Source organism: Pseudomonas taiwanensis DSM 21245 (assembly GCF_000425785.1).
In the GTDB taxonomy this organism is placed as follows: domain Bacteria; phylum Pseudomonadota; class Gammaproteobacteria; order Pseudomonadales; family Pseudomonadaceae; genus Aquipseudomonas; species Aquipseudomonas taiwanensis.
This window is the reverse complement of record NZ_KE384450.1, coordinates 581,252-607,905: the sequence shown is the minus strand read 5'-3', so window position 1 is coordinate 607,905 and position 26,654 is coordinate 581,252. Positions and strand designations below refer to the sequence as shown.

General features: G+C 61.4%; 22 protein-coding genes and 2 tRNA genes. 9 read left to right on the top strand and 15 right to left on the bottom strand.

The window, feature by feature from the left end; genetic code table 11:
• Positions 1–722 precede the first annotated feature (722 nt).
• From H620_RS0121675 to H620_RS0121640, 8 genes are all read left to right on the top strand, one after another.
• Positions 723–2,111: a polynucleotide adenylyltransferase PcnB gene (locus H620_RS0121675; protein ID WP_023378643.1), complete on the top strand. Its 1,389-nt coding sequence runs from the start codon at positions 723–725 to the stop codon at positions 2,109–2,111.
• Positions 2,108–2,587: a 2-amino-4-hydroxy-6-hydroxymethyldihydropteridine diphosphokinase gene (gene folK, locus H620_RS0121670; protein WP_023378642.1), complete on the top strand. Its 480-nt coding sequence runs from the start codon at positions 2,108–2,110 to the stop codon at positions 2,585–2,587. Before H620_RS0121675 ends, folK begins: the two co-directional genes overlap by 4 nt.
• A gap of 251 nt (positions 2,588–2,838) precedes the next feature.
• Positions 2,839–3,639 (top strand): 3-methyl-2-oxobutanoate hydroxymethyltransferase, encoded by an 801-nt coding sequence (panB, locus tag H620_RS0121665; protein ID WP_023378641.1) that lies wholly within the window; start codon positions 2,839–2,841, stop codon positions 3,637–3,639.
• Positions 3,636–4,499 (top strand): pantoate--beta-alanine ligase, encoded by an 864-nt coding sequence (gene panC / locus H620_RS0121660; RefSeq protein WP_023378640.1) that lies wholly within the window; start codon positions 3,636–3,638, stop codon positions 4,497–4,499. The genes panB and panC overlap by 4 nt, the downstream gene beginning before the upstream one ends.
• 268 nt (positions 4,500–4,767) lie before the next feature.
• The gene (gene pgi / locus H620_RS0121655; protein WP_023378639.1) at positions 4,768–6,432 is read left to right on the top strand and encodes a glucose-6-phosphate isomerase; all 1,665 of its coding nucleotides are present in this window, start codon (positions 4,768–4,770) and stop codon (positions 6,430–6,432) included.
• Positions 6,433–6,620: 188 nt separating this feature from the next.
• Positions 6,621–8,555 carry an acetate--CoA ligase gene (gene acs, locus H620_RS0121650; protein ID WP_027908025.1) on the top strand — a complete coding sequence of 645 codons (1,935 nt, stop codon included), beginning with the start codon at positions 6,621–6,623 and terminating at the stop codon, positions 8,553–8,555.
• Positions 8,556–8,596: 41 nt separating this feature from the next.
• Entirely contained in the window at positions 8,597–9,466 is an 870-nt protein-coding gene (locus H620_RS0121645; protein ID WP_023378637.1) for an oxygenase MpaB family protein, read from the top strand.
• A 78-nt stretch (positions 9,467–9,544) separates the two neighbouring features.
• Positions 9,545–12,487, top strand: coding sequence for a DUF748 domain-containing protein (locus H620_RS0121640; RefSeq protein WP_027908024.1), 2,943 nt, complete (start codon positions 9,545–9,547; stop codon positions 12,485–12,487).
• Positions 12,488–12,560: 73 nt separating this feature from the next.
• On the opposite strand, the gene H620_RS0121635 is transcribed toward H620_RS0121640, so the two are convergent.
• A complete protein-coding gene (locus H620_RS0121635) occupies positions 12,561–12,974 on the bottom strand; it encodes a VOC family protein (RefSeq protein WP_023378635.1) in 414 nt (137 codons plus the stop codon).
• A 60-nt stretch (positions 12,975–13,034) separates the two neighbouring features.
• On the opposite strand from H620_RS0121635, the gene H620_RS0121630 reads away from it, so the two are divergent.
• Entirely contained in the window at positions 13,035–13,337 is a 303-nt protein-coding gene (locus tag H620_RS0121630) for a heme-binding protein (RefSeq protein WP_023378634.1), read from the top strand.
• A gap of 71 nt (positions 13,338–13,408) precedes the next feature.
• Here H620_RS0121630 and H620_RS0121625 read toward each other — a convergent pair whose 3' ends face one another.
• The 14 genes from H620_RS0121625 to folP all read right to left on the bottom strand — a co-directional run bounded on the left by H620_RS0121625 (position 13,409) and on the right by folP (position 26,647).
• Positions 13,409–13,759 carry a BON domain-containing protein gene (locus tag H620_RS0121625; protein ID WP_023378633.1) on the bottom strand — a complete coding sequence of 117 codons (351 nt, stop codon included), beginning with the start codon at positions 13,757–13,759 and terminating at the stop codon, positions 13,409–13,411.
• Between the two features lie 263 nt (positions 13,760–14,022).
• Entirely contained in the window at positions 14,023–16,128 is a 2,106-nt protein-coding gene (gene pnp / locus H620_RS0121620) for a polyribonucleotide nucleotidyltransferase (RefSeq protein WP_023378632.1), read from the bottom strand.
• A 259-nt stretch (positions 16,129–16,387) separates the two neighbouring features.
• On the bottom strand, positions 16,388–16,657 hold the full coding sequence (gene rpsO, locus H620_RS0121615; protein WP_011532144.1) for a 30S ribosomal protein S15: 270 nt from the start codon (positions 16,655–16,657) through the stop codon (positions 16,388–16,390).
• Between the two features lie 149 nt (positions 16,658–16,806).
• Complete coding sequence (gene truB, locus H620_RS0121610; protein ID WP_023378631.1) at positions 16,807–17,724, bottom strand: tRNA pseudouridine(55) synthase TruB; 918 nt, start codon at positions 17,722–17,724, stop codon at positions 16,807–16,809.
• Between the two features lie 3 nt (positions 17,725–17,727).
• A complete protein-coding gene (gene rbfA, locus H620_RS0121605) occupies positions 17,728–18,126 on the bottom strand; it encodes a 30S ribosome-binding factor RbfA (protein WP_023378630.1) in 399 nt (132 codons plus the stop codon).
• Positions 18,127–18,242: 116 nt separating this feature from the next.
• On the bottom strand, positions 18,243–20,780 hold the full coding sequence (infB, locus tag H620_RS0121600) for a translation initiation factor IF-2 (protein ID WP_023378629.1): 2,538 nt from the start codon (positions 20,778–20,780) through the stop codon (positions 18,243–18,245).
• A 27-nt stretch (positions 20,781–20,807) separates the two neighbouring features.
• A complete protein-coding gene (nusA, locus tag H620_RS0121595; RefSeq protein ID WP_023378628.1) occupies positions 20,808–22,289 on the bottom strand; it encodes a transcription termination factor NusA in 1,482 nt (493 codons plus the stop codon).
• 59 nt (positions 22,290–22,348) lie between these two features.
• A complete protein-coding gene (gene rimP / locus H620_RS0121590; RefSeq protein ID WP_023378627.1) occupies positions 22,349–22,807 on the bottom strand; it encodes a ribosome maturation factor RimP in 459 nt (152 codons plus the stop codon).
• Between the two features lie 130 nt (positions 22,808–22,937).
• A tRNA-Met gene (locus H620_RS0121585) sits at positions 22,938–23,014 on the bottom strand.
• Positions 23,015–23,112: 98 nt separating this feature from the next.
• Positions 23,113–23,198: transfer RNA gene (locus tag H620_RS0121580), tRNA-Leu, on the bottom strand.
• Between the two features lie 21 nt (positions 23,199–23,219).
• Positions 23,220–23,612 carry a preprotein translocase subunit SecG gene (secG, locus tag H620_RS0121575; RefSeq protein ID WP_023378626.1) on the bottom strand — a complete coding sequence of 131 codons (393 nt, stop codon included), beginning with the start codon at positions 23,610–23,612 and terminating at the stop codon, positions 23,220–23,222.
• 4 nt (positions 23,613–23,616) lie between these two features.
• On the bottom strand, positions 23,617–24,372 hold the full coding sequence (gene tpiA, locus H620_RS0121570) for a triose-phosphate isomerase (RefSeq protein ID WP_027908023.1): 756 nt from the start codon (positions 24,370–24,372) through the stop codon (positions 23,617–23,619).
• 66 nt (positions 24,373–24,438) lie between these two features.
• Positions 24,439–25,779, bottom strand: coding sequence for a phosphoglucosamine mutase (gene glmM / locus H620_RS0121565; RefSeq protein WP_023378624.1), 1,341 nt, complete (start codon positions 25,777–25,779; stop codon positions 24,439–24,441).
• Between the two features lie 16 nt (positions 25,780–25,795).
• Complete coding sequence (gene folP, locus H620_RS0121560; RefSeq protein WP_027908022.1) at positions 25,796–26,647, bottom strand: dihydropteroate synthase; 852 nt, start codon at positions 26,645–26,647, stop codon at positions 25,796–25,798.
• Positions 26,648–26,654 lie beyond the last annotated feature (7 nt).

Sequence of the window (26,654 nt, the reverse complement as noted above, 5' to 3'; positions counted from 1 at the left end):
CACAGGCGCCAAACCTGCTACGTCAGGCCCTTGCGGACTGTAAACCTCCCAGGTAACACCTCCCCACCCCAACAATCTGTTACCCAGGCTCTCCCCGCGTAACAGTTCCCGAGGTGTACGGTAACGAAATTTCTACATTTCCCGCCCGCCCGCTTCCGCCAAATCTCGCCAAGCCATTGATTTTATTGTGTTTTCAAAAGTTGGCACGGCACCTGCTATATCTTTGGCACAAGAACAATAACAAGCACTGCAACTCAGAATAAGAACAAGACGAAACGGCTCACGCACAATAAAAACAAGACGGCGGAGGCGCAGCTAACTGATTCTTTTGGAGAGGATGCGTGTTTGGGGCTTGCCCCACGACCAGGCAGAGAACAACAAAAACTGCACTAAAAAGCAGCGCCTGAACTGGTTGGATCGATAGATCAACGTGACATCAGCGACCAAAGCAATCCGTTTGCTCTTAACCCCTGGATTGGGGGTCGTCCACAAGCTTTGAGATTTGTGGACAGGGCACTCAACAAAAACAAGAAGCCCAGCAGAAGAACAATAAGAGCACGCAACGACTTCTTGGGGAGCTTAGGCTCCCCTTGTCGTTTCTCTCCTTCCAGCAGGCTTCCTGCGACCGCCTACACCATTCCCCGAGTAAATGCTAGAATCCCCGCCCATCATGCGGCCATTCTCCTATTCTTGGCCGAACATTCCTTCAAACAGTGCATCCCATGCTGAAGAAGCTGTTCCAGTCGTTCCGCCCGCCCGTACCGGGCCAGCACCACAGACGCACCACGCCTGAGGTGATCAACAAGAGCCAACACTCGCTGCAACGCCACCAGTTCAGCCGCCACGCGGTGAATATCGTCGAGCGGCTGCAAAGTGCTGGTTACCAGGCATACCTGGTCGGTGGCTGTGTCCGCGACCTGATGCTGGGCATCACGCCGAAAGACTTCGACGTCGCCACCAGTGCCACCCCCGAGCAGGTCCGCGCCGAGTTCCGCAATGCGCGCATCATTGGCCGCCGCTTCAAGCTGGTCCATGTGCATTTCGGCCGTGAGATCATCGAAGTCGCCACATTCCGTGCACCTCACTCCGAAGAAGACCAGGGCGACAGCCACCGTTCGTCACACAATGCCAGTGGCCGCATTCTGCGCGACAACGTCTACGGCACGCTGGAGGAAGACGCCCAACGCCGCGACTTCACCATCAACGCCCTTTACTACGACCCGGTCAGCGAGCGCATCCTCGATTACGCCAACGGTGTGCACGATGTCCGCAACCGCCTGCTGCGCCTGATCGGCGACCCAACCCACCGCTACCAGGAAGACCCGGTGCGGATGCTGCGCGCTGTGCGTTTCGCCGCCAAGCTCGACTTCGGTATCGAGAAGCACACCTACCAGCCCATTCGTGAACTGGCTCCGCTGCTGCGTGACATCCCGCCAGCCCGCCTGTTCGAGGAAACCCTCAAGCTGTTCCTCTCCGGCCAAGGCGCGATCGCCTTCGAGATGCTGGTCGACCTGCACTTGTTCGACCCCTTGTTCCCGGCCAGTGCCCATGCCCTGGAAGAGCGGCCGACCTACACCCACACCCTGATCAGCCAGGCGCTGAACAACACCGACCTGCGCGTCAAGCAAGGCAAGCCGGTAACACCGGCCTTCCTGTTCGCCGCCTTGCTCTGGCCAGCGCTGCCAAGCCGCGTCCTGCACCTGCAGAACCAGGGTGTACCGCCGATTCCGGCCATGAACGGCGCAGCCCACGACCTGATCGCCGAGCAATGCGCACGCATCGCCATCCCGAAGCGCTTCACGCTGCCGATCCGCGAAATCTGGGACATGCAGGAGCGCCTGCCGCGCCGCAGCGGCAAACGTGCCGACCTACTGCTGGACAATCCGCGCTTCCGTGCCGGTTACGACTTCCTGCTGCTGCGTGAAAGCGCCGGTGAAGACACCGACGACCTCGGCCAGTGGTGGACCGACTACCAGGACGCCAACGACAGCGAACGCCGCGAGATGATCCGCGAGCTGGGCAGCCGTGACGATGGCGCCGGTGCCGGCCCGCGCAAACGCAAGCGCAGTGGCAGCAAGCGCAAGCGTGGCGGTGACGAGGCCTTCGATTGAACACGCGCGCCTACATCGGCCTGGGGAGCAACCTGGACCAGCCTGCCGAGCAACTGCGCAGTGCCTTGCAGTCGCTCGACCAGGTCGAAGGCTCCCACCTGGTCGCCGCATCCGCCTTGTATACCAGCGACTCGCTGCTGCCAGGCCAACCGCGTTACACCAATGCCGTAGCCGCCCTCGACACATCGCTTGAACCGCTGGCGCTGCTCGATGCCCTGCAAGCCATCGAAAATGACCAGGGGCGTGTGCGCAAGGAGCGCTGGGGCCCGCGCACGCTCGACCTGGACATCTTGCTGTTCGGCGACCAGGTGCTCGACGTACCGCGCCTGAAAGTCCCGCACTACCACATGCATGCACGGCCCTTCGTGCTGTACCCGCTTGCCGAACTGGTACCCGCGGACTTCCGCCTGGCCGATGGCCGCGCCCTCGCACAGTTGCTCGCAGACTGCCCGTTCGTCGGGCTGGAACGCCTGTAATCCGGGCGCTCCAGACCAAGGTAACGCCAGTAACACCCGAATCGTAACAATGCGGTAACAGGGTGATTGACTTCCCCCACCTCGCTCACGACTATAGGCGTCCCGTGTGGCACCAAAGTGCCGCATACCCGTATCTAGGCCCGGACGGACCTGTGCCCGAACATCACAAGCGATGATGTGCCGCTCCGGAAGATGACTCAACGTGTTGGTCGCAGTCGTTTTTCAAAGCGCCTGAACGAGGATTTTCCTAAATGCCTGAAGTAACCCTGACCACCCTCCATGGCCTGAAGGCCAAGGGTGAAAAAATCACCATGCTGACCTGCTACGACGCCACCTTCGCCAAGGCGGCCAGCCAAGCCGGTGTCGAAGTGTTGCTGGTGGGCGACTCCCTGGGGATGGTCCTGCAAGGCCATGACAGCACGCTGCCTGTCACCACCGACGAAATGGCTTACCACACTGCCTGCGTCAAACGCGGCAACGATGGCGCCCTGATCCTGGCCGACCTGCCGTTCATGGCCCACGCCACGCCAGAGCAAGCCTTCACCAACTGCGCGACCCTGATGCGTGCCGGCGCTCACATGATCAAGATCGAAGGCGCGGCCTGGCTGGCCGAGACCATTCGACTGCTCGCCGACCGTGGCGTACCTGTGTGCGCGCACATGGGCCTGACCCCGCAAACCGTCAACGTGCTGGGCGGCTACAAGGTACAGGGTCGCCAGGAAGCCCAGGCGCGGCAAATGCGTGCCGATGCCATTGCCCTGGAGCAGGCCGGAGCGGCCATGTTGCTGCTCGAGTGCGTGCCCAGTGAACTGGCAGCTGAGATCACCCAGGCGGTCAGCATCCCGGTGATCGGCATCGGTGCGGGAAATGCTACCGACGGCCAAGTGCTGGTTTTGCATGACATGCTCGGCTTGTCCCTGAGCGGTCGCGTACCGAAGTTCGTGAAGAACTTCATGTCCGGCCAGCCAGACATCCAGAGCGCCCTTGCCGCCTACGTACAGGCCGTCAAAGAGGTCAGCTTCCCAGGTAGCGAACACGGGTTCAGCGCATGAATACAGTCAAGACCGTCCGGGAACTGCGTGCCGCCGTCGCGCGCGCGCGCAGCGAGGGCAAACGCATCGGCTTCGTGCCCACCATGGGCAACCTGCACAGCGGCCACGCCGCACTGGTGACCAAGGCGGCTCAACGAGCCGACTTCGTGGTTGCCAGCATCTTCGTCAACCCGCTGCAGTTCGGCGCCAACGAAGACCTCGACAAATACCCTCGCACCCTGGCTGCCGACCAGGAACGCCTGCTCGAGGCCGGTTGCAACCTACTGTTCGCCCCGACGGTCGAGGAAATGTACCCCGACGGCATGAGCGTGCAGACCCGCGTCAGCGTGCCGAACCTCTCCGAAGGCCTGTGCGGTGCCAGCCGACCGGGACACTTCGAGGGTGTGGCCACGGTGGTCAACAAGCTGTTCAACATGGTCCAGCCCGACCTCGCCGTTTTTGGCGAGAAGGACTACCAGCAACTGGCAGTTATCCGGGCGATGGTGCGTGACCTCAACATGCCGATTCAAATCATCGGCGAGCCGACCGTACGTGCCGAGGATGGGCTGGCGTTGTCATCGCGCAATGGCTACCTCACGCCCGAGCAGCGCGCTGTCGCGCCGGTGCTGTATCGCACCCTGAAACACATCAGCGAACAGATTACCCGTGGCCAAGTCGACTTCCCCGCGCTGGTCGAGGAAGGCAAGGCACAGTTGAACGCCGCCGGCCTGCGCCCGGATTACCTCGAAGTGCGCCACGCCGTGAACCTGCAACCGGCCACCTTTGGTGACCGTGACCTGGTGATTCTGGCTGCGGCTTACCTGGGTAACACCCGGTTGATCGACAACTTGTATCTGCACCTCGACGAAAAAACCGCGTAAGCCTGCTGCGATTGGGTGTGGAAGCGGCGTTGTGTCGCGATAGGGCTGCCCGGCAGCCCCCACCCTCTGATGCAGGGACGCTGGAATCCGGGGCTGCTACACAGCCCTACCGCGACACACGGCCGCTCCTAAAGGGATCGCGGCACGCCTAAATTCCCCTTCTCGCCCCATTCCCTGCGCCGGGCCATTGCCTATAATGATGGCCAGCCTGAACCCGGCAATCACTGCCCTGTCCAAGGCAACACCACGCACCAAGGAACCCTCCGCAATGGCGTATTACCGTACACCCCACGATGTTACGGCCCTGCCCGCCTGGCAGGCACTCCAGCAACACCGCGACGCCATGCAAGGCTTCAGCATGCGCGAAGCCTTCGCCAGCGATGCCAAGCGCTTCGACCAGTTCTCCCTGAGCAGCTGCGGCCTGTTCCTCGATTATTCCAAGAACCTGATCACCGAGCAGACCCGTGACCTGCTGGTAGGCCTGGCCAATGAGGTCGGCCTGCAGGATGCGATCAAGTCGATGTTCAGCGGCGAGATCATCAACGCTTCCGAAGGACGCCCGGTGCTCCACACCGCCCTGCGTCGTCCGGTCGGCGACAAACTCAGCGTCAACGGCGTCAACGTGATGCCGGAAGTGCACAAGGTACTGAACCAGATCACCGAGCTGGTCGGCCGCATTCATGATGGCCTGTGGCGGGGCTACAGCGAGAAACCGATCACCGACGTGGTGAACATCGGCATCGGCGGCTCGTTCCTCGGCCCAGAGCTGGTCTCCGAAGCCCTGCTGCCCTATGCCCAGCGCGGTGTGCGTTGCCATTACCTGGCAAACATCGACGGCAGCGAATTCCATGAGTTGTCGGCCAACCTGCGCGCCGAGACGACCCTTTTCATCGTTTCGTCGAAGTCGTTCAACACCCTCGAGACGCTGAAGAACGCCATGGCCGCACGTACCTGGTACCTCGCCCAGGGCGGCTCCGAAGCCGAGCTGTACCGCCACTTCATCGCTGTCTCCAGCAACAAGGCCGCCGCCGTGGCCTTCGGCATCCGCGAAGAGAACATCTTCCCGATGTGGGACTGGGTTGGCGGGCGTTACTCGCTGTGGTCGGCCATCGGCCTGCCGATCGCCCTGGCCATCGGCATGGCCAACTTCAAGGAACTGCTGTCGGGTGCCTACACCATGGACCAGCACTTCCAGACCGCGCCGTTCGACAAGAACATGCCCGTGCTGCTGGCCCTGCTAGGTGTGTGGTACGGCAACTTCTGGGGGGCATCGAGCCACGCGATCCTGCCGTACGACCACTACCTGCGCAACATCACCAAGCACCTGCAGCAGTTGGACATGGAATCCAACGGCAAGAGCGTGTTGCAGGACGGCAGTCCAGTGAAGACCGATACCGGCCCGGTAATCTGGGGCGGCGTTGGCTGCAACGGCCAGCATGCCTACCACCAGTTGCTGCACCAAGGCACCCAGCTGATCCCGGCGGACTTCATCGTACCGGTGGTGAGCTTCAACCCCGTGGCGGACCACCACCAGTGGCTGTACGCCAACTGCCTGTCGCAGAGCCAGGCACTGATGCTGGGCAAAACCCGAGAGGAAGCCGAGGCGGAACTGCGCCAGAAAGGCCTGAACGAGGCCGATATCGAGAAGCTCGCCCCGCACAAGGTGATTCCGGGCAACCGGCCGAGCAACACCCTGGTGGTCGAACGCATCAGCCCGCGCCGCCTGGGCGCCCTGGTGGCCATGTATGAACACAAGGTCTTCGTGCAAAGCGTGATCTGGGGCATCAATGCCTTCGACCAGTGGGGCGTGGAGCTGGGCAAAGAGCTCGGCAAGGGCGTCTACCAACGCTTGGTCGGCAGCCTGGAAGACAGCGCCGAGGACGGCTCGACGCAAGGCCTGATCAACTACTTCCGCGGCCGTCACCGCGGCTGATTCCGCGCCGACACCGGCTTGCTCGCGGGTGAACCCGCCTCTCCAGGTACTGCGCACGCCGTGAAGCGGCGCAGTACCCCTGGGTTCCTCCGCGAAGGGTCGGCACCGGTTGAACACCCCTCCAGCTACACTGTCCTATCGAATAGCCGAAGCAGTCCATCGCCCCGACAAGAGCAGGACAACCCGCCATGTTCGATATCCGCGATTTTCCCCAGGCGCTCGCCGTCAGCCAATCTGCCGCCATCACCCCCGACGACTACCGTCGCCTCTACCGTCAATCGGTCGAAGACCCCGACACCTTCTGGGCCGAACAGGCCAAACGCCTGGACTGGATCAACCCCTGGTCAAGCGTGCAGCAGTGCGACATGAAAAGTGGCAAGGCGCGCTGGTTCGACGGCGCCCAACTGAACGTGAGCTACAACTGCATCGACCGCCACCTGGCCAAACGGGGCGAGCAAACCGCCCTGCTCTGGGAGGGCGATGACCCTGGCGAGTCCAAGGCCATCACCTACCGAGCGCTGCACCGCCAGGTCTGCCGCCTGGCCAATGCCCTGAAAGCGCGGGGCGTGAAGAAAGGCGATCGGGTCTGCATCTACATGCCGATGGTCCCGGAGGCCGCCTATGCCATGCTCGCCTGCACACGCATCGGCGCCATCCATTCAGTGGTGTTCGGTGGTTTTTCCCCTGATGCGTTGCGCGACCGTATCCTCGATGCCGACTGCCGTACGGTGATTACCGCCGACGAAGGTATCCGCGGCGGCAAACGCATCCCGCTGAAACAGAACGTCGACAAAGCCCTGGCCAGTTGCCCCAATGTCAGCAGCGTATTCGTCGTGCGTCGCACCGGCAGCGAAGTGGCCTGGATCAACCAGCGCGACCTCTGGTACCACGAGGCGACCGAACAGGCCGGCGACGACTGCCCGCCAGAGGCCATGGAAGCGGAGGACCCGCTGTTCATCCTGTACACCTCCGGCAGCACCGGCAAACCCAAGGGAGTCCTGCACACCACCGCAGGCTACTTGCTGCAGGCCACCCTCACCTTCAAGGTGGTGTTCGACTACCGCGAGGGCGAGGTGTTCTGGTGCACCGCCGATGTCGGCTGGGTCACCGGCCACAGCTACATCGTCTACGGCCCGCTGGCCAACGGCGCCATCTCGCTGATGTTCGAAGGCGTGCCCAACTATCCGGACACTTCACGCTTCTGGCAGGTCGTGGATAAACACAAGGTGAATATCTTCTACACCGCCCCCACCGCCCTGCGGGCGCTGATGCGTGAAGGCTCCGGGCCGCTGCAGAGCACCTCGCGTCAAAGCCTGAGGCTGCTGGGCAGCGTTGGCGAGCCGATCAACCCGGAAGCCTGGGAATGGTATTTCGAGGCAGTCGGGCAGAAACGCTGCCCCATCGTCGACACCTGGTGGCAGACCGAAACCGGCGGCATCATGATCACACCCCTGCCCGGCGCGCAGAAGCTCAAGCCAGGCTGCGCCACGCAACCGATGTTCGGCGTGCAACCGGTGCTGCTGGATGACAAAGGCAAGCTCATCGAAGGGCCCGGGGCTGGCATTCTGGCCATCAAGGCCAGCTGGCCGGGGCAGATCCGCAGTGTCTATGGCGACCACCAGCGTATGGTCGACACCTATTTCAAACCCATGCCAGGCTACTACTTCACCGGCGACGGTGCTCGGCGCGATGCCGAGGGTGACTACTGGATCACCGGTCGCATCGACGATGTAATCAACGTTTCCGGCCACCGCATCGGCACCGCCGAAGTGGAAAGTGCACTGGTGCTGCATGACAGCGTCGCCGAGGCGGCCGTTGTCGGCTACCCGCACGATCTGAAGGGCCAAGGGGTATATGCCTTCGTCACGCCCATGAACGGTGTCACCCCGGACGATGAGCTCAAGAAAGCGCTGCTCGATCTGGTTAGCAAGGAAATCGGCAGTTTCGCCAAACCCGAGCTGATCCAATGGGCCCCCGCACTGCCCAAGACCCGCTCGGGCAAGATCATGCGGCGTATACTGCGCAAAATCGCCTGCAATGAACTGGAGAACCTGGGCGATACCTCGACCCTGGCTGACCCAAGCGTGGTCCAGGGGTTGATCGACACACGCCTCAACAAATAACCGGCGGCCTGGGTTCATGGCCGCCCTGAAGACAGGTCGCCATGGAAACCCTACGTCGCCGCATCGAAACCCAGGTCATGAGCCTCACCGGGCTGGCGCTGGGCCAGCTCGACCTGGAGTCGCCCAAGGGCGACCCGGGCCTGTTCGGCCCGCACAGCATCAGCTGGCGCGTGCATGGCGATTTTCCCAGCATGCTGGTCGGTGGTATCAGCGCGCTGATGCTCCAATTGCTGCACCCGCTGGCACTGGCAGGGGTGTGGGATCATTCCAACTTCCGCCACGACCTGCTTGGCCGCTTGCGCCGCACCAGCCAGTTCATCTCGGGCACCACCTTCGGCTCCACCCGCGATGCCGAATGGCTGATCGAGAAAGTGCGCACCATTCACCTCAAGGTGACCGGCGTCGCACCCGACGGCCGTCCGTATTCCGCCAGCGATCCCGACCTGCTGACCTGGGTGCACGTTGCCGAGGTCAGCAGTTTCCTGGCCGCCCACTTGCGCTACCGCAATCCGCAACTGTCTCTTGCCGACCAGGATGCCTACTACGACGAGATCGCCCTGATCGCCGAACGCCTGGGCGCCCGCGATGTGCCGCGCTCACGCCAACAGGTCGAGGATTATCTGCAGCGCATGCGCCCACACCTGCAATGTGATGCCCGTAGCCTGGAAGTGGTAGAGATCCTGCTCAACGCCCCTGCCCCCAGCCGGCTGGCCGAGCCGATCGGCAAGCTGATGCTGCAGGCAGGCATCGACCTGTTGCCGGAATGGGCGCAAGCCATGCTGGGCCTTGAGCAAGGCCCTTTACAGCGGCGCATGATCCGCCTGGGAATCGAACGCACGGCCCCCGTGTTGCGCTGGGCCATGCGCAATGGCTCCGCCCACCGGGCCAAACGGCGCATGGGCATTGAGTGAGGTCAAATGGTCGCCGCTGCGGAACCGATTTAACGTGCCATACTCCAACGACCCCTGCTTAGACAGACGAAGCGACACATGTACAAAGGATTGACTCGCGCCCTCGGCGCACTGCTGGCCCTCGTTGCCCTCTACAGCCTGCTCGGCTTCCTTATCCTCCCTGGCGTCGCCCTGCGCATCGCCAACCAGCAGTTGGCCCAATACGCCACGCTACCTGCGCACCTGCAACGTATCGAACTCAACCCCTTCAGCCTCGAACTGACGCTATGGGGCTTGCAGTTGGGTGAGCCTGGCAAGGAGCAGGTCGGCTTCGAGCGGCTGTACGCCAACCTGTCGCTGGACAGCCTGTGGAAAGGCGCACTGCACTTGGATGCGGTCGAGCTCGACAAGCCGCGCAGCGAACTGCTGTTCGCCAAGGACGGCACGCTCAACCTGACTCAGCTGTTCAAGCTGCCGCCCAGTGAGCCCAAGCCCGAGGAGCCACCGAGCGATCCGTTCCCCCTGCGCATCGGCAGCATCAAGCTCAAGGACGGCTACCTGCACTTCAAGGACGACCGCCCCAGCGAGCCGATCGAGTTCCTCTACGACGCGATGAATCTGGAGCTGAAAAACCTCAGCACCCTGCCAGATGACAACGCCGACATGACCCTGGTGGCCGCGGGTCCCAACGGCGGGCGCATCGACTGGAACGGCACGTTCAGCCTGTCGCCGATCGCCTCGGAAGGCACCCTGAAGGTCACCGACGGCAAAATGAAAGTGTTCTGGCCTTATGTACGCGATGCCGTACCGCTGGTGCTGGAAGACGGCGTGATCAACCTCGACACCCACTACACTCTCAACCTGTCCAAAGAAACACAGCTGTTGCTCGACAAGACCTCCGTGCGGGTCGCGCCCTTCGCCATCAAGGCGCCGGATGGCCGTCAGCTGGCGCGCCTGGCCAACCTGGAAGTCAGTGATACGTCGATCGACCTGGCCAAGCAGTTGGTCACCGTCGGCAAGGTCCGCAGCGAACAGCTCGAAACCTGGGCAGCACGCGAGAAAGACGGCCAGCTCGATTGGCAGAAGCTGTTTGCCAGCCAGCCGGCCAAGGCCACCCCACAGGAGAAAGCCGAGCCCGCCGCCGCCGAGCCTACACCCGAAGAAAAAGCCACCAAGGAGCCGGCCAAGCCCTGGCAGGTGCTGCTCAAGGACGTGCAGCTGCGCAACTACAGTGTGCACCTGGCCGACCGCAGCCAGCCGGAGCCCGTGGCACTGGACGTCGGCCCCCTGAACCTGGACTTGCAGGGCTTCGACAGCCTCAACCAATCACCCTTCACCCTGAAGCTCGACACGGGCGTCGGTAAACAGGGCAAGCTGCAAGCGGCAGGTCAGGTGAACCTGGCACCGGTCAGCGCCAAGCTCGATGTCAGCACCCGGGACATCGACTTGCGTGTCGCCCAGTCCTACATCAGCCCGTTCATCCGCCTGGAGCTGCGCAGCGGCATGCTGGGCAGCGACCTGAAGGTCGACCTCAAGAGCACCGAGCCACTGGCCTTCACGGTCGCCGGCAAAGCGCAGGTCAGCCAATTGCATACCCTGGATACCATCAAGAACCGCGATTTCGTGAAATGGCAGCAGGTCAACGTGGACGGTCTCTCGTACGTGCACGGCGACGCCCTGGCCATCGACAAGGTGACCCTGCTGCAGCCCTATGCCCGCTTCATCATCAACGAAGACCGCACCACCAATATTGACGACCTGCTGATCCCTCAACCGGCCAATGCCCCTGCCTCGGCCAAGGCCAAGGCCAAGCCAGCCGGAGGCGGCAGCGACAAGCCGCTGGGCATACACATCGGCCAGATCGACATCAACGATGGCTCGGCAAACTTCGCCGACCTGACCCTTACCCCGAACTTCGCCACCGCCATCCAGCAGCTTAACGGTCAGATCGGCACCATCGACAACCGTAGGCCGTCACCGGCCAAGGTCGATATCAAAGGCAAAGTCGACCGTTATGCGCCGGTTACCATCAAAGGTGCCTTGAACCCCTTCAACCCACTGGCCAGCCTGGACATCGCCACCAGCTTCAAGCGAGTCGAGCTGACTACGCTTACGCCTTACTCCGGCAAGTTCGCAGGCTTTCGCATCCGCAAAGGCCGGCTGAATCTCGACCTGCACTACCTGATCACCAATGGCCAGCTGAAGGCCGAGAACAAAGTGGTCGTCGAGCAGCTGCAATTGGGCGAGAAGGTCGACAGCCCGGACGCGGTCGATTTGCCGATTCGCCTGGCGGTGGCGCTGCTCAAGGACACCGAAGGGAAGATCTCCATCGAACTGCCGGTTGCGGGCGACCTGAACAACCCTCAGTTCAGCGTCATGCCCATCGTCTGGCAGACACTGCGCAACCTGGTGCTGCGTGCGGCACAGGCACCGTTCAAGTTCATTGGCGGGCTGATTGCCGGCGGCGGCGCGGAAGACCTTGGCAGCGTCGCCTTCGCACCAGGCTCCAGCGAACTGAGCGCCGATGCGCAGGCTGCACTGGACAAACTGTCGGCCGCGCTCAAACAGCGCCCAGAACTGCGCCTGGAGATCGAAGGCACCAGTGCCCAGAGCAGCGATGGCCCATTGATCGCTGAACAGCGCCTGGAGCGTGAGTATCAGGCCACCTGGTACAAGATCCTTCAACGCCGTGGCGACAAGGTCCCGGCCAATGCCTCGATGCTGGTAGTCGACGACAGCGACAAGCCCGCCATGCTCGAAGGCATCTACCGTAACAGGCTCAAGCAGCAGCCACCGGCCGAATGGGAGCAACTGAGCCGCGAAGAGCGCACGGCCAAGCTACGCGAAGCGGTGATCAAGTCCTGGGCTGAAAGCACAGCACTGTTGCGCACCCTGGGCCAGGAGCGCGCCAGCAGCATCAAGGACTATCTGGTCGACAAGGGCAAGCTCGAGGACGACCGGGTGTACTTCATCGACACCAACCTGGGGCAAGCCGAGCGCGATGGCCGCGTGGTGACGCCAATGCACCTGGACGCGGAGTGATCGCCAGGTCTTCATCGCCGGCAAACAGGCGCCTGTAGGAGCCCGTTTGCCGGCCAGAGAGCCACATACATCCTCACGCCAAACGCTGCCCCGACACCGCTGGGTGATAAAGCGGTTGGACCTTGTTGCCCGCCGGGTCAAGCAGGTGGAAGCTCCGGGCACCGTCGCCATGGTCGAAGGGCCGATCCAGCAGGGTCACGCCGTGTGCCTTGAAGTAGTGGTACCAGGCTTCCAGCTCCTGCACGGTATCGACGATGAAGCCGTAGTGATCCAGGGTCTGAAAACCGTTCGACGCGCCCGCCCCACGTCCAAGCGAAAGGTTGTCGTTGCCACAGGTGAGGTACACCAGGTCTTCGTTGGCCCGGTGCAGCACCTGCATTCCCAGCACGTCCACGTAGAAGCGCTCGCACTCCTCCAGGTTGGGCACCAGTAATGCGATATGACGCAGGCCGTTGAGTCGACCAGGACGGGTGGGTAATTCGGACATTCGCGCGGCTCCTATTTTGTATACAATTCGTTTGTGAATTTAAAACAAAAGGATCCGCTTGTGTACAGTCTCTTCATCAAGACCCGGGTTAAACCCGGTACCGCTGCCGCGTTCCTCAGCGCTATCAAAGCCAACGCTGCGGCTTCGGTGGCCACCGAGCCTGGTTGCCTGGTGTTCGACGTATCCCAGGACCGCGCTGACCCGGATCTGATCTACCTCTACGAAATCTACCGCGATGAGCACGCCTATGAAGCCCATACCCAGACTGCGCACTTTCGCGACAGCAGGCCGCTCGTCGAGCCCCTGATCATCGAGCAGGTGTGCTTCGAAAGCGATGTGGTAGCGCGAAACCCCGTCGCATAAAGAAAAGCCCCGGCCAATGCCGGGGCTTTCTTGAATGAGTGGCCAAATCCATTTGGCCGACGGGACATCCCTTACTCGGATTTCAGGCCATCGGCCGACACGGCCTGAACGCCCTTGATCTTCTTGGCGATGGCAATGGCCATTTCTTTCTGCGAATCGGTGATGGCAACGTCGGAAGAGAGCGAGACCACACCCTTGTTGGTTTCGACTTTGATATCGCTGCCAGGCACGCCTTTCTCGGTCATCAAGTCAGCTTTGACCTTGGTGGTGATCCAGGTATCGGAGGTTGCTTCCTTGGCTTTGGTCACCTCACCGGCCGCCAGCGTCATCGGGGCCTGGGTGGACTGCTGGGCGAATGCCGCGTTAGCCATGGTCAGGGTCAGAGCGGTAGCAGTAGCGGCAGCAATGGCGAACTTCTTCATTTAGGTCACTCCTGTTTGTCGAAAGGTCTGCGCCTTGATTCCTGGCGGCAGGTACAAGAGATATTGCACGGCATGTGCCAGCTTTTGCCTTTATAAAAACACCAATTAAATCAATGACTTATAGAAAAACCCAGGGATCGTTCATCGTGCATTTTGCACGCCGGGGGTATTTCCTGCATGCAAGATGCAAGTCCGCCAAATAGAATCGCACGCACAAAAAAAGGACCCCGAAGGGTCCTTCTTTCCAGCCTTTCGAAAAAGACTTAGACGCCCGATGCCTTGGCAGCGGCAACGTCCTTGATCGACAGCTTGATGCGGCCGCGGTTGTCCACGTCCAGTACCAGCACTTCGACTTCCTGACCTTCTTTCAGCACGTCGGTGACTTTCTCGACACGCGCATCGCTGAGCATGGAGATGTGCACCAGGCCGTCCTTGCCAGGCAGGATGTTCACGAAGGCACCGAAGTCGACGATGCGCTCGACCTTGCCCAAGTAGATCTTGCCGATCTCGGCCTCGGCAGTGATGCCCAGGATGCGCTGCTTGGCTGCATCGGCCGCTTCCTTGGTTTCGCCGAAGATCTTGATCGAACCATCGTCTTCGATGTCGATCGAGGCCTTGGTTTCTTCGCAGATCGCGCGGATGGTGGCGCCGCCTTTACCGATGACGTCACGGATCTTGTCGGTGTCGATCTTCATCGCGATCATGGTCGGAGCGTTGGCCGACAGCTCGCTGCGCGACTGAGCGATGACCTGGTTCATCTGGCCGAGGATGTTCAGGCGCGCTTCCAGGGCCTGGCCCAGGGCGATTTCCATGATTTCTTCGGTGATGCCGTTGATCTTGATGTCCATCTGCAGCGCGGTAACACCCTTGGCGGTACCGGCTACCTTGAAGTCCATGTCGCCCAGGTGGTCTTCGTCACCCAGGATGTCGGTCAGGACCGCGAACTTGTCGCCTTCCTTGACCAGACCCATGGCGATACCAGCAACCGGCGCCTTCATCGGTACACCGGCGTCCATCAGGGCCAGGGAAGCACCGCAGACCGAAGCCATGGAGCTAGAACCGTTGGATTCGGTGATTTCCGAAACCACACGGATGGTGTACGGGAACTCGGTGTCGCTCGGCAGCATGGCCTGAACGCCACGACGCGCCAGACGGCCATGACCGATTTCACGACGGCCAGCACCGCCCATGCGACCACACTCGCCCACCGAGAACGGCGGGAAGTTGTAGTGCAGCATGAAGGGGTCTTTCTTCTCGCCTTCCAGGGTGTCCAGCAACTGGGCGTCACGGGCGGTACCCAGGGTCGCAACGACCAGGGCCTGGGTTTCGCCACGGGTGAACAGGGCCGAACCGTGGGTTTTCGGCAGAACGCCGACTTCGATGTTCAGCGGACGCACGGTGCGGGTGTCACGACCGTCGATACGCGGCTTGCCGTTGACGATGTTCTCGCGAACGGTGCGGTATTCCAGCTCGCCGAAGATCTCTTTGATCTGGCCAGCGGTCGGGCCGGTTTCTTCGTTGGCCAGACGGGCAACGGCCTGGTCGCGCAATTCGCCCAGGCGGTTGTAGCGGTCGGCCTTGATGGTGATGGTGTAGGCCTGCGAGATAGCCTCGCCGAACTCGGCACGTACCAGGTTGAGCAGTTCGGTGTTGGCGGCTGGCGCCTGCCAGTCCCAGGTTGGCTTGCCGGCTTCGGCGGCCAGTTCCTTGACGGCCTTGATCACGGCCTGGAACTCGTCATGGGCGAACAGGACAGCGCCCAGCATCTGGTCTTCGGTCAGCTCTTGGGCTTCGGATTCAACCATCAGAACGGCGGTTTCGGTACCGGCCACGACCATGTCCAGGCTCGAAGCCTGCAGCTGCTCGTAAGTCGGGTTCAGCAGGTAGCCGGTGCTCTCGTGGAAGGCAACGCGGGCGGCGCCGATCGGGCCTTCGAACGGAATGCCAGAAATCGCCAGGGCAGCCGAGGTACCGATCATCGCAGCGATGTCCGGATCGGTCTTCTTGCTGGTGGAGACGACGGTGCAGACAACCTGCACTTCGTTCATGAAACCTTCTGGGAACAGCGGGCGGATCGGACGGTCGATCAGGCGCGAGGTCAGCGTCTCTTTCTCGGAAGGACGGCCTTCGCGCTTGAAGAAGCCACCTGGGATCTTACCGGCGGCGTAGGTCTTTTCCTGATAGTGGACCGACAGCGGGAAGAAGCCCTTGCCTGGGTCGGCCTGCTTGGCGCCAACCACGGTCACCAGCACGGTGACGTCGTTGTCGACGGTGACCAGCACGGCGCCGGTCGCCTGACGGGCAATGCGGCCCGTTTCGAGGGTAACGGTCGATTGACCGAACTGGAACTTCTTGATTACCGGGTTCACGGTTTCCTACCTTTTTCAGTGGCTCTGGGGGAACTGGTTTCTTGCGAATTCTTGGGCAGAACGGGGAATCGGCCCCATTGACCGTCCAGATACAACACGAGGCTGGGAGCCTGGCTGCCCAGCGGAAAATCCGCTCGACATCACCAGGCTGCCAACCTCGGAGATACGCGTGGCGTGTTGGACGCCAACGCTGTACAGCATTGCTGCCATACAGCATCGAGCATGCAACACGCCATGCACACCACTGGCCAGGCCGCTATTAGCGACGCAGACCCAGGCGACCGATCAGGGCGCTGTAACGAGTGGTGTCTTTGCCCTTCAGGTAGTCCAGCAGCTTACGACGCTGGTTAACCATACGGATCAGACCACGACGGGAGTGGTGGTCTTTCTCGTTGGCCTTGAAGTGGCCTTGCAGCTTGTTGATGTTGGCGGTCAGCAGAGCAACCTGCACTTCCGGGCTACCGGTATCGCCGGCGGCTTGCTGGTATTCGGCAACGATCTGAGCTTTTTCTTCAACGCTGAGGGCCATTTGGCTTCTCCTGATAAACGGATCCCGCAAGCGGGGTCCAATAGGCCAGGGACAATATCCCCGTATTAATAAAAGAGGTGTGACCGTGCCTACTGACAGCCACCCTCGTGTCCACAGGGCTCGGCGCAAGCCTGACCCTGTGTGTTCGGTCATTCCGACCGAATCAGTCGACGCGGCGCAATGCGCCCGTCCTCGCTCACCTCACCGATACCGATGAAGCGGGCATTGTGATCCTGTACCCGAACCATGCCGAATTGCGGCGCGTCCGGAGCACGCACGGCCTGCCCATGCAGCCAGTAGAACGCACTGTGCTCGGACAGGCGCACCAACGGCCAGTCCTGCAAGCCGCTGTCGGACGGCATGAGGAAGCGATCGAGCGCTTCGTTGCCCCCTTCGGCGTGGGCCTGCTCGAGTTCTTCGAGCGTTACCGTCTGCGCCAGCTCGAAGGGCCCGGCCTGGGTCCTGCGCAGCTCGGCGACATAGGCGCCACAGCCCAGGGCCTCGCCGATATCCTCCACCAGGGTGCGGATATAGGTGCCTTTGCTGCAACCGACGGTCAGGCGCGCACGGGTGCCTTCGCACTCGAGCAATTCCAAGCGGCCAATAGTAACAGAACGCGCCTCGCGCTCCACTACCTCTCCTGCACGAGCTAGCTTGTAAAGCGGCTGGCCGTCGCGCTTGAGGGCGGAGTACATCGGCGGTACCTGGCTGATTTGACCACGAAAACGCGGCAGCACAGCCTCGATCTCGGCGCGACCAACGGTCACGTCGCGAGTCTTGAGTACTTCCCCTTCGGCATCGCCGGTGCTGGTAGTCTGCCCCAGCTGCATGACCGTTTCGTAGCCCTTGTCGGAATCGAGCAGGTACTGCGAGAACTTGGTCGCCTCACCGAAGCACAGCGGCAGTACGCCGGAGGCAAGTGGGTCGAGGCTACCGGTGTGACCGGCCTTTTCGGCATTGAGCAACCAGCGGACTTTCTGCAGCGCGGCGTTGGAGGTGAACCCCAATGGCTTGTCGAGCAGGATGATGCCGCTGACATTACGGCGAATACGTTTGACCTGGGCCACCGCTTACTCCCCGGCGTCCGGCTTGTCGGCATCCTGGTGCAGACGGTCTTCGGCGACCGCGCGCTCGATCAGTGCCGACAGATGGGCACCACGGCTGACGCTCTCGTCGAAGTGGAAGTGCAGCTGCGGCACGCTGCGCAGTTGCATGACACGCCCAAGGTGCAGGCGCAGGAAGCTCGCGGCACTGGTAAGGGCCTTGAGGGTCTGAGGTACGGCGTCGGTCCCGTCCTGGCCCATGACGGTGATGAAGACCTTGGCGTGCCCCAGGTCGCGGCTGACGTCCACGGCGGTGATGGTCACCAGGCCGACGCGCGGATCTTTGACTTCACGGCGAATCAGCTCCGACAGCTCACGCTGCATCTGATCACCGATGCGTTGGGTACGGCTATATTCTTTTGCCATTCTTGCTACCTGTAACGTAAAGCGGCAAACGCCCGGTCAAGCTGAAGCCTGACCGGGCGCTACCTTCAGAGGCACTGCCAAACGCCCTGGGGCGAGGCCTGCGCCATGCCCACCCCTTACAGGGTACGAGCCACCTGGACTTTCTCGAAGACTTCGATCTTGTCGCCGACCTTGACGTCGTTGTAGCTCTTGACGCCGATACCGCACTCCATGCCACTACGCACTTCGGAGGCGTCGTCCTTGAAGCGACGCAGCGATTCCAGTTCGCCTTCGAAGATCACCACGTCCTCGCGCAGTACGCGGATCGGACGGTTGCGGTACACAGTACCCTCGATGACCATACAGCCGGCAATGGCGCCGAACTTCGGCGAGCGGAACACGTCACGGACCTCGGCGACACCCAGGATGTTCTCGCGAACATCGCTGCCGAGCATACCGGTCAGGGCCTTCTTGACGTCTTCGATGATGTCATAGATCACGTTGTAGTAACGCATATCCAGACCTTCCTGCTCGACGATCTTGCGGGCGCCAGCATCGGCACGCACGTTGAAGCCGAACAGCACCGCGTTGGACGCCAGCGCCAGGTTGGCGTCGCTCTCGGTGATACCACCGACGCCGCCACCGATAACACGAACCTGAACCTCGTCGTTGCCCAGGCCGCTGAGCGAGCCTTGCAGGGCCTCCAGAGAACCGCGCACGTCGGTCTTGAGGACGATGTTGAGGGTCTTCTTCTCTTCCTGACCCATGGTCTCGAAGATGTTTTCCAGCTTGCCGGCGTGAGCACGGGCCAGCTTGACCTCGCGGTACTTGCCCTGACGGAACAGGGCAACTTCGCGGGCTTTCTTCTCGTCGGCAACCACGGACAGCTCGTCACCGGCTTCCGGCGTACCATCCAGACCGAGGATCTCGACCGGAATCGACGGACCGGCTTCCTTCACAGGCTTGCCGTTTTCGTCGAGCATGGCACGCACGCGGCCGTAGTTGGAGCCGACCAGGACCATGTCGCCCTGACGCAGGGTACCGTCCTGAACCAGGATGGTAGCCACTGGACCGCGGCCCTTGTCCAAGCGCGATTCGACCACGACGCCACGACCTGGTGCGGTCGGAGTGGCGGTGAGTTCGAGGATCTCGGCCTGCAGCAGGACGGCCTCGAGCAGCTCGTCGACACCGGTACCCATCTTCGCCGAAACCTTGACGAACGGAGTGTCACCACCCCAGTCCTCGGAGGTTACGCCTTCGACGGCCAGTTCGTTGCGGATACGATCGAGGTCTGCACCCGGCTTGTCGATCTTGTTCACCGCGACCACCAGCGGAACGCCAGCTGCCTTGGCATGCTGCACGGCCTCACGGGTCTGCGGCATCACGCCGTCGTCAGCCGCCACCACCAGGATGACGATGTCGGTGGCCTTGGCACCACGGGCACGCATGGCGGTAAACGCAGCGTGGCCTGGGGTATCGAGGAAGGTGACCATGCCGCGGTCGGTTTCCACGTGGTAGGCACCGATGTGCTGGGTAATACCACCGGCCTCGCCAGCAGCAACCTTGGCACGACGGATGTAGTCGAGCAGCGAAGTCTTACCATGGTCAACGTGACCCATGACGGTCACTACCGGTGCACGAGGCTCGGTCTCACCTTCGAACTTCAGCGATTCGGCCAGGGAGTCTTCCAGGGCGGTGTCGCTGATCAGGGTGACCTTATGGCCCAGTTCTTCAGCGACCAGCTGAGCAGTTTCCTGGTCGAGCACCTGGTTGATGGTGACCGGGGTACCCAGCTTGAACATGAACTTGACGACTTCAGCGGCTTTCACCGACATCTGCTGGGCAAGTTCGGAGACCGTGATGGTCTCGCCGATGGTCACGTCACGAATGACGGGGCCGGTCGGGTTCTGGAAGCCATGCTGGTTACGCTTCTTCGGCTTGCCCTTGCCACCGCGACCGCGACGGAAACCATCGCTTTCTTCATCGGTGGTGCGTGGCGCGGCACGAGGCGTAGGAGCTTTTTCTTTCTCCTTGACCTTGACCTTGATCGACACGCGCGGGGCTTCGCCACGACGCTCGCCGCCACGACGGTCTTCGTCGCGAGTGCGGCTTTCGTTGCGACGAGTCTCGTCCTTCTTGCGCTCGGCAGCGCGTGCGGCAGCGTCTTCGGACGCTGGCGCCTCGGCCACTACCGGAGCAGCAGCTGCAGGGGCAGGCGCCGGCTCTGCCTTGGCCGCAGGGGCCGTAGCAGTGGTTTCGGCGGCCTGGCGACGGGCTTGTTCCTCGGCGCGCTGGCGAGCCTCGGCTTCAGCCTTCTCGCGAACGGCGTTCTCGGCCGCACGACGCTCTTCCAGTTCACGCTTCTGCTCAGCCTGGATCTCTTCCGGGCTGCGCTGCACGAATACTTTCTTCTTGCGTACTTCTACGCTGATGCTCTTGCTACCGGCTACACGCAGGGTGCTGGTGGTTTTGCGCTGCAAGGTGATCTTGCGCGGCTCTTCCGCCTTGCTCTTGTGGCTGCTCTTCAAATGGGTCAGCAAAACCTGCTTCTCGTTATCGGTCACTACCTGACCGGCGTCGGTGTGCGGCAGACCTGCCTCACGCATCTGCTGCAGCAGGCGCTCTACCGGTGCCTCGACCTCTTGGGCCAGTTCTTTCACCGTGACTTGCGTCATGCACTTCTCTCCTCAGGCCGCGCCTAATTACTCGAACCAGTGGGCTCGGGCGGCCATGATCAACTTGCCGGCACGCTCTTCGTCGATGCCGTCGATGTCGAGCAGATCGTCGATCGACTGCTCGGCCAGGTCTTCGCGGTTAACCACGCCGCGCACCGCCAGTTCCGCCGCCAGGTCCTTGTCCATGCCCTCGAGGGAGAGCAGGTCTTCAGCCGGATGGGCGTCTGCCAGTTTTTCTTCGGTAGCGATGGCCTTGGTCAACAAACGGTCCTTGGCACGAGCGCGGAGCTCATTGACGATATCCTCGTCAAAGCCATCGATGTTGAGCATTTCTTCCAACGGTACGTAGGCAATTTCTTCAAGGCTGGTGAAGCCTTCGTCGACCAGCACTTGTGCCAGCTCCTCGTCGACTTCCAGTTCCTCAATGAAGTTGCGCAGGATGTCGCCGGTCTCAGCCTGCTGCTTGGCCTGGATGTCCTTTTCGGTCATCACGTTCAGGGTCCAACCGGTCAGCTGACTGGCCAGGCGAACGTTCTGACCGCCACGGCCAATAGCCTGGGCCAGGTTGTCTTCGGCAACTGCGATGTCCATTGCATGGGCATCTTCATCAACGATGATCGCCGCGACTTCAGCCGGCGACATGGCGTTGATGACGAACTGCGCCGGGTTCTCGTCCCACAGGACGATATCCACACGCTCACCACCCAACTCGCCGGATACGGCCTGGACACGCGAACCGCGCATGCCGATACAGGCACCTTGCGGGTCGATGCGCTTGTCCTTGGAGCGGACGGCGATCTTGGCACGCGAACCCGGATCACGGGATGCAGCCATGACTTCAATGAGGCCTTCGGCGATTTCCGGTACCTCGATGCGGAACAACTCGATCAGCATCTGTGGCGCAGTGCGCGACAGGATCAGTTGCGGACCGCGGTTCTCGGTGCGGATTTCCTTGAGCAGCGCACGCAGGCGCACGCCGACACGGAAGGTCTCACGGGGAATGATGTCTTCGCGAGCCAACAGGGCCTCGGCGTTGTTACCCAGGTCGACGATGACGTTGTCGCGGGTAACCTTCTTGACGGTACCGGAGATGATCTCGCCAACGCGCTCGCGGTAGGCGTCGACCACTTGGGCACGCTCGGCCTCGCGCACTTTCTGCACGATGACCTGCTTGGCGGTCTGGGCGGCGATACGACCGAACTCGATTGACTCGATCTTCTCTTCGATCACGTCACCGATCTTGGCATCCGGATGCGTGTCCTGGATCTTGCTCAGCCAGGTTTCGATAGCCGGATCGTCCAGGTCGTTCTCGTCGACCACGGTCCAGCGGCGGAAGGTCTCGTAGCTACCGGTGTGGCGGTTGATTTCCACACGCAGGTCGACTTCGTCCTCAAAACGTTTTTTGGTTGCAGTGGCCAGGGCCACTTCCAGCGCCTCGAAAATGACGCCGGGCGGTACACCTTTCTCGTTGGATACCGATTCAACAACCAGCAGTACTTCTTTGCTCATCGTACGCCTCGCCTTGCGCAAGCCATTGGGTCCGGACAGTCCGCCGGGCCCGGCACGTCTCAGTCAAAACTGGGAATAATATTGGCCTTGTCGATCGAGTCGATCGGCAACAGGAACTCGTGATTGTCCACCTGGACCACCACATCCTGCTCCTCCACACCGCGGAGAAGGCCCTGGAAGTTACGACGACCCTCGAAGGGCGTACGCAGCTTGATCTTCACTTGTTCGCCGGCATGCGAAGCAAACTGTTCCAGAGTGAACAGCGGGCGATCCATGCCTGGAGAGGACACCTCGAGGGTATATTCACTGCTGATCGGATCTTCAACATCCAGGATGGCACTGGCCTGACGGCTGACCGCTTCGCAGTCGTCCACCAGGATTCCGCCTTCCTTGTCGATGTAGATACGCAGGACCGAATGTTTGCCCTGGGAGATGTATTCGATCCCCCAGCATTGGTAGCCCAGACCCTCGACCACCGGGGCCAACAAGGCCTGCAACTGTTCTAGCTTGCTCGACACCTGAACCCCCTCGTGCATGCTGTGCAAATAAAAAATGGGCGAAGCGCCCATCCCTGAAAGCGCCGTTGGACAACGACGCCGATAACTGTTCGGCTAGCAAAAAGCCCCTGAAAAGGGGCTCCGCTGAAGCTGGTTGCGGGGGCTGGATTTGAACCAACGACCTTCGGGTTATGAGCCCGACGAGCTACCAAGCTGCTCCACCCCGCGACAAAGCTGGGGCGAAAGTATAAGACTGAACCCGCTACAGGGTCAATCTAACCTCCACCTGCAAGAAAGCCCGCTAAAGCGGGCTCTCAAGCTTTAATTGGTACCGAGAAGGGGACTCGAACCCCTACACCCTATGGGCACAACCACCTCAAGGTTGCGTGTCTACCAATTCCACCACCTCGGCAATATTACTACTTGAAACCCGTTACTTCTGCTCTTGAGCCGGAGGAGGTACGTCACCAGCGTTGGTGGTTTCGCTCTTCTGCTCCTGGAGCACCGGTACATCATCATTAACTGCCGGCTTCTGCTCTTTCACTTCCAGTACCGCTGGATCTGGGAGACCCGCCTGGCTCAGCTGGTGAGCTTGTTGCTTGGCGAAGTATCCTAACCCAAGTGCTGTCAAAAAGAAAGTGGCAGCGAGTATAGCAGTCAATTTACTCAGGAAGGTAGCAGAACCTTGGCTTCCGAACACAGTATTAGAGGCACCTGCGCCGAAAGATGCACCTGCTTCCGCACCTTTACCCTGTTGCAACAGAACCAGCACTACGAGTGACAGCGCTGCCAACAGATGAAAAACAACGATAACTGTTTCCAGCATTTGTTCAGTTTCCTGCGGCGCGACAAATTGCACCGAATTCGTCTGCGTTCAGGGACGCTCCACCAATGAGCCCCCCATCGATATCCGGCATGCCGAACAGCTCAGCCGCATTGGCCGCCTTCACGCTGCCGCCGTAGAGAAGCTGCACGTTCGCGGCAACTTCGGCGTCTTCCGCCGCCAACTGCGCGCGAATGGCTGCATGCACATCCTGCGCTTGTTGCGGCGAAGCCGTCAAACCTGTGCCAATGGCCCACACGGGCTCATAAGCAATTACTGCATTGGCAAAAGCCTTAACACCGAATGCATCGATGATACTGCTTAGTTGACGCCCGACAACTTCAAGCGTCTTGCCCGCCTCGCGCTCTTCGAGAGTTTCCCCTACGCAAAGCACCGGCATTAAACCACTAAGTTGAGCAGCTGCAAACTTATCTTTCAGCACTTCCTCAGTTTCACCCATAATTTGGCGGCGTTCGGAATGGCCAATCAGAACCAACTTGCAACCTGCTTCAACCAACTGACTGGGTGCAATTTCACCCGTCAGCGCACCCTCTTCGGGTTTTACCGCAGAATTCTGTGCACCTACGATGATCCCCCTGCCTTGCAGCCCATCAATGACTTGATTGATGAACAGCGCCGGCGGAAACACCGCGACTTCCACACCGTCTGGCAAGGACATATTGCCCAAGCCCTGGATCAGCTCAGCGACGCTGGCGCGGGTACCGTGCATCTTCCAGTTACCAGCTACCATGGGGCGACGCATGCTTTACCTCGTCGGTCAAAGTGGGCGCAGATCTTACCCAACCAGATCTGCGCTGGCAAGCCTATTTCAGGCACAAACTTCGCTGACCAGCTTGGCCAAGGCTTCGGCGTGGCTGCGCACTTGGTTTTCGTCGTCGCCTTCGACCATGACCCGCACCAGCGGCTCGGTACCCGACTTGCGCAAAAGTACCCGTCCGCGCCCAGCCATCGCCTCGGTGACCTTGGCACTGGCCTCCTTCACCGCAGGATGCTCCAGCGGGTCGACCTTGCTTGCGCCAAAGCGCACGTTGATCAGCACCTGTGGGCATTTGCGAACGGCCTGGCGGGCCTGCGCCAGGGTCTCGCCACGGCGCTTGAGCGACAACAGCACCTGCAGCGCGGCAATGATCGCATCGCCAGTGGTGGTGTGGTTGCAGCAAACCACGTGCCCGGAGTTTTCCCCGCCAACCAGCCACTCGCGCTCGAGCAACTCCGCCATGACATAGCGGTCGCCGACCTTGGCCCGCACGAACGGAATATCCAGGTCCTTGAGCGCCAGCTCCAGGCCGAGGTTGCTCATCAGGGTACCCACTACGCCACCCTGCAGCTTGCCGCGCTCGTGCAGGTCGCGCGCGATGATGAACAGCAATTCGTCTCCGTCGACGATGGCGCCGGTGTGGTCGACCATCAGCACACGGTCCCCATCGCCATCGAATGCGATGCCCAGGTCGGCGTGGCCGACCAGTACGGCAGCCTGCAGCGACTCGATGTGCGTGGATCCGCAATTCTCGTTGATGTTGAGGCCGTCCGGCTGGGCATGCAGCACGGTCACCTGAGCGCCCAACTCACGGAACACGCTGGGCGCAACCTTGTAGGTAGCGCCATGGGCGCAGTCGACCACCAGCTTGAGACCTTCGAAACTGGTGCTGCTCGGCACGCTGCTCTTGCAGAACTCGATGTAGCGACCGGCGGCGTCGTTGATACGGGACACCTTGCCCAGCTTGCTCGACTCGACCACTGTCATCGGCTGGTCCAGCAACTCCTCGATCATCAGCTCGACTTCGTCCGGCAGCTTGGTGCCCTGGCCCGAGAAGAACTTGATGCCATTGTCGTCATGCGGGTTGTGCGAGGCGCTGATGACGATCCCCGCTTCGGCATGGAAGGTCCGGGTGAGGTAGGCGATGGCCGGCGTCGGCATCGGCCCGAGCAGCATGACATCGGCACCGGCGGCAGAAAGACCGGCTTCGAGCGCCGATTCGAACATGTACCCGGAGATACGGGTGTCCTTGCCTACCAGCACTCGGCAATTGCCCTGCTTGCGGAACGCCATGCCCGCAGCCCAACCCAGTTTCAGCATGAAATCCGGTGTGATCGGGTATTCGCCGACGCGGCCACGAATGCCGTCGGTACCAAAGTATTTTCTGCTCATAGGGACTCCAATGTTCTTATTCGGCGTTCTGTACCGCAGCGATCATGCGCACGACATCAACGGTCTCGGCCACGTCATGGACGCGCAGGATGCTAGCACCCTTGGTCATCGCCAATGCCGCCAGCGCAAGACTGCCGTACAACCGCTCGCCCACCGGGCGATCCAGGGTCAAGCCGATCATGCTTTTGCGCGAAACGCCCACCAAAAGCGGGCGCCCCAAGCGGTAGAGCGCTTCCATGTGTTTGAACAGGCTCAGGTTATGCGCCAGGGTCTTGGCGAAACCGAAGCCAGGATCAAGAATGATTCGGTCAGCGTCGATACCGGCCGCTGCGCAGGCCGCCATCCGCTGTTCAAGATAGCGCGCAACGTCGGCGGTCACATCGTCGTAATGTGGATCATCCTGCATATTGCCCGGCTCGCCACGCATGTGCATGAGGCAGACCGGCAGGCCGGTATCGGCAGCGGCATCCAGTGCACCGTCGCGCTCCAGCGCGCGCACGTCGTTGATCAGGCCGGCCCCCAGGCGCGCCGACTCGCGGATCACGGCCGGGGTGGACGTATCCACGGAAATCACCACATCCAGGCGACTGTTGATCGCCTCGACCATCGGCGCCACGCGCTCGAGCTCTTCAGTAACCGATACTGCCCGCGCGCCAGGCCGGGTCGACTCGCCACCGATGTCGATCAGCGTGGCGCCTGCAGCGACCATCGCCTCGGCATGCCGAAGCGCTTCGTCGCGCTGATTGAAGCGCCCGCCGTCGGAGAAGGAGTCGGGGGTGACATTGAGAATACCCATGACATGGGTACGGGACAAATCAAGAACCCGGTTGCCGCAAGGCAACCGGGTCGGGTACTGCTGTGAGCTCATAAGTGCC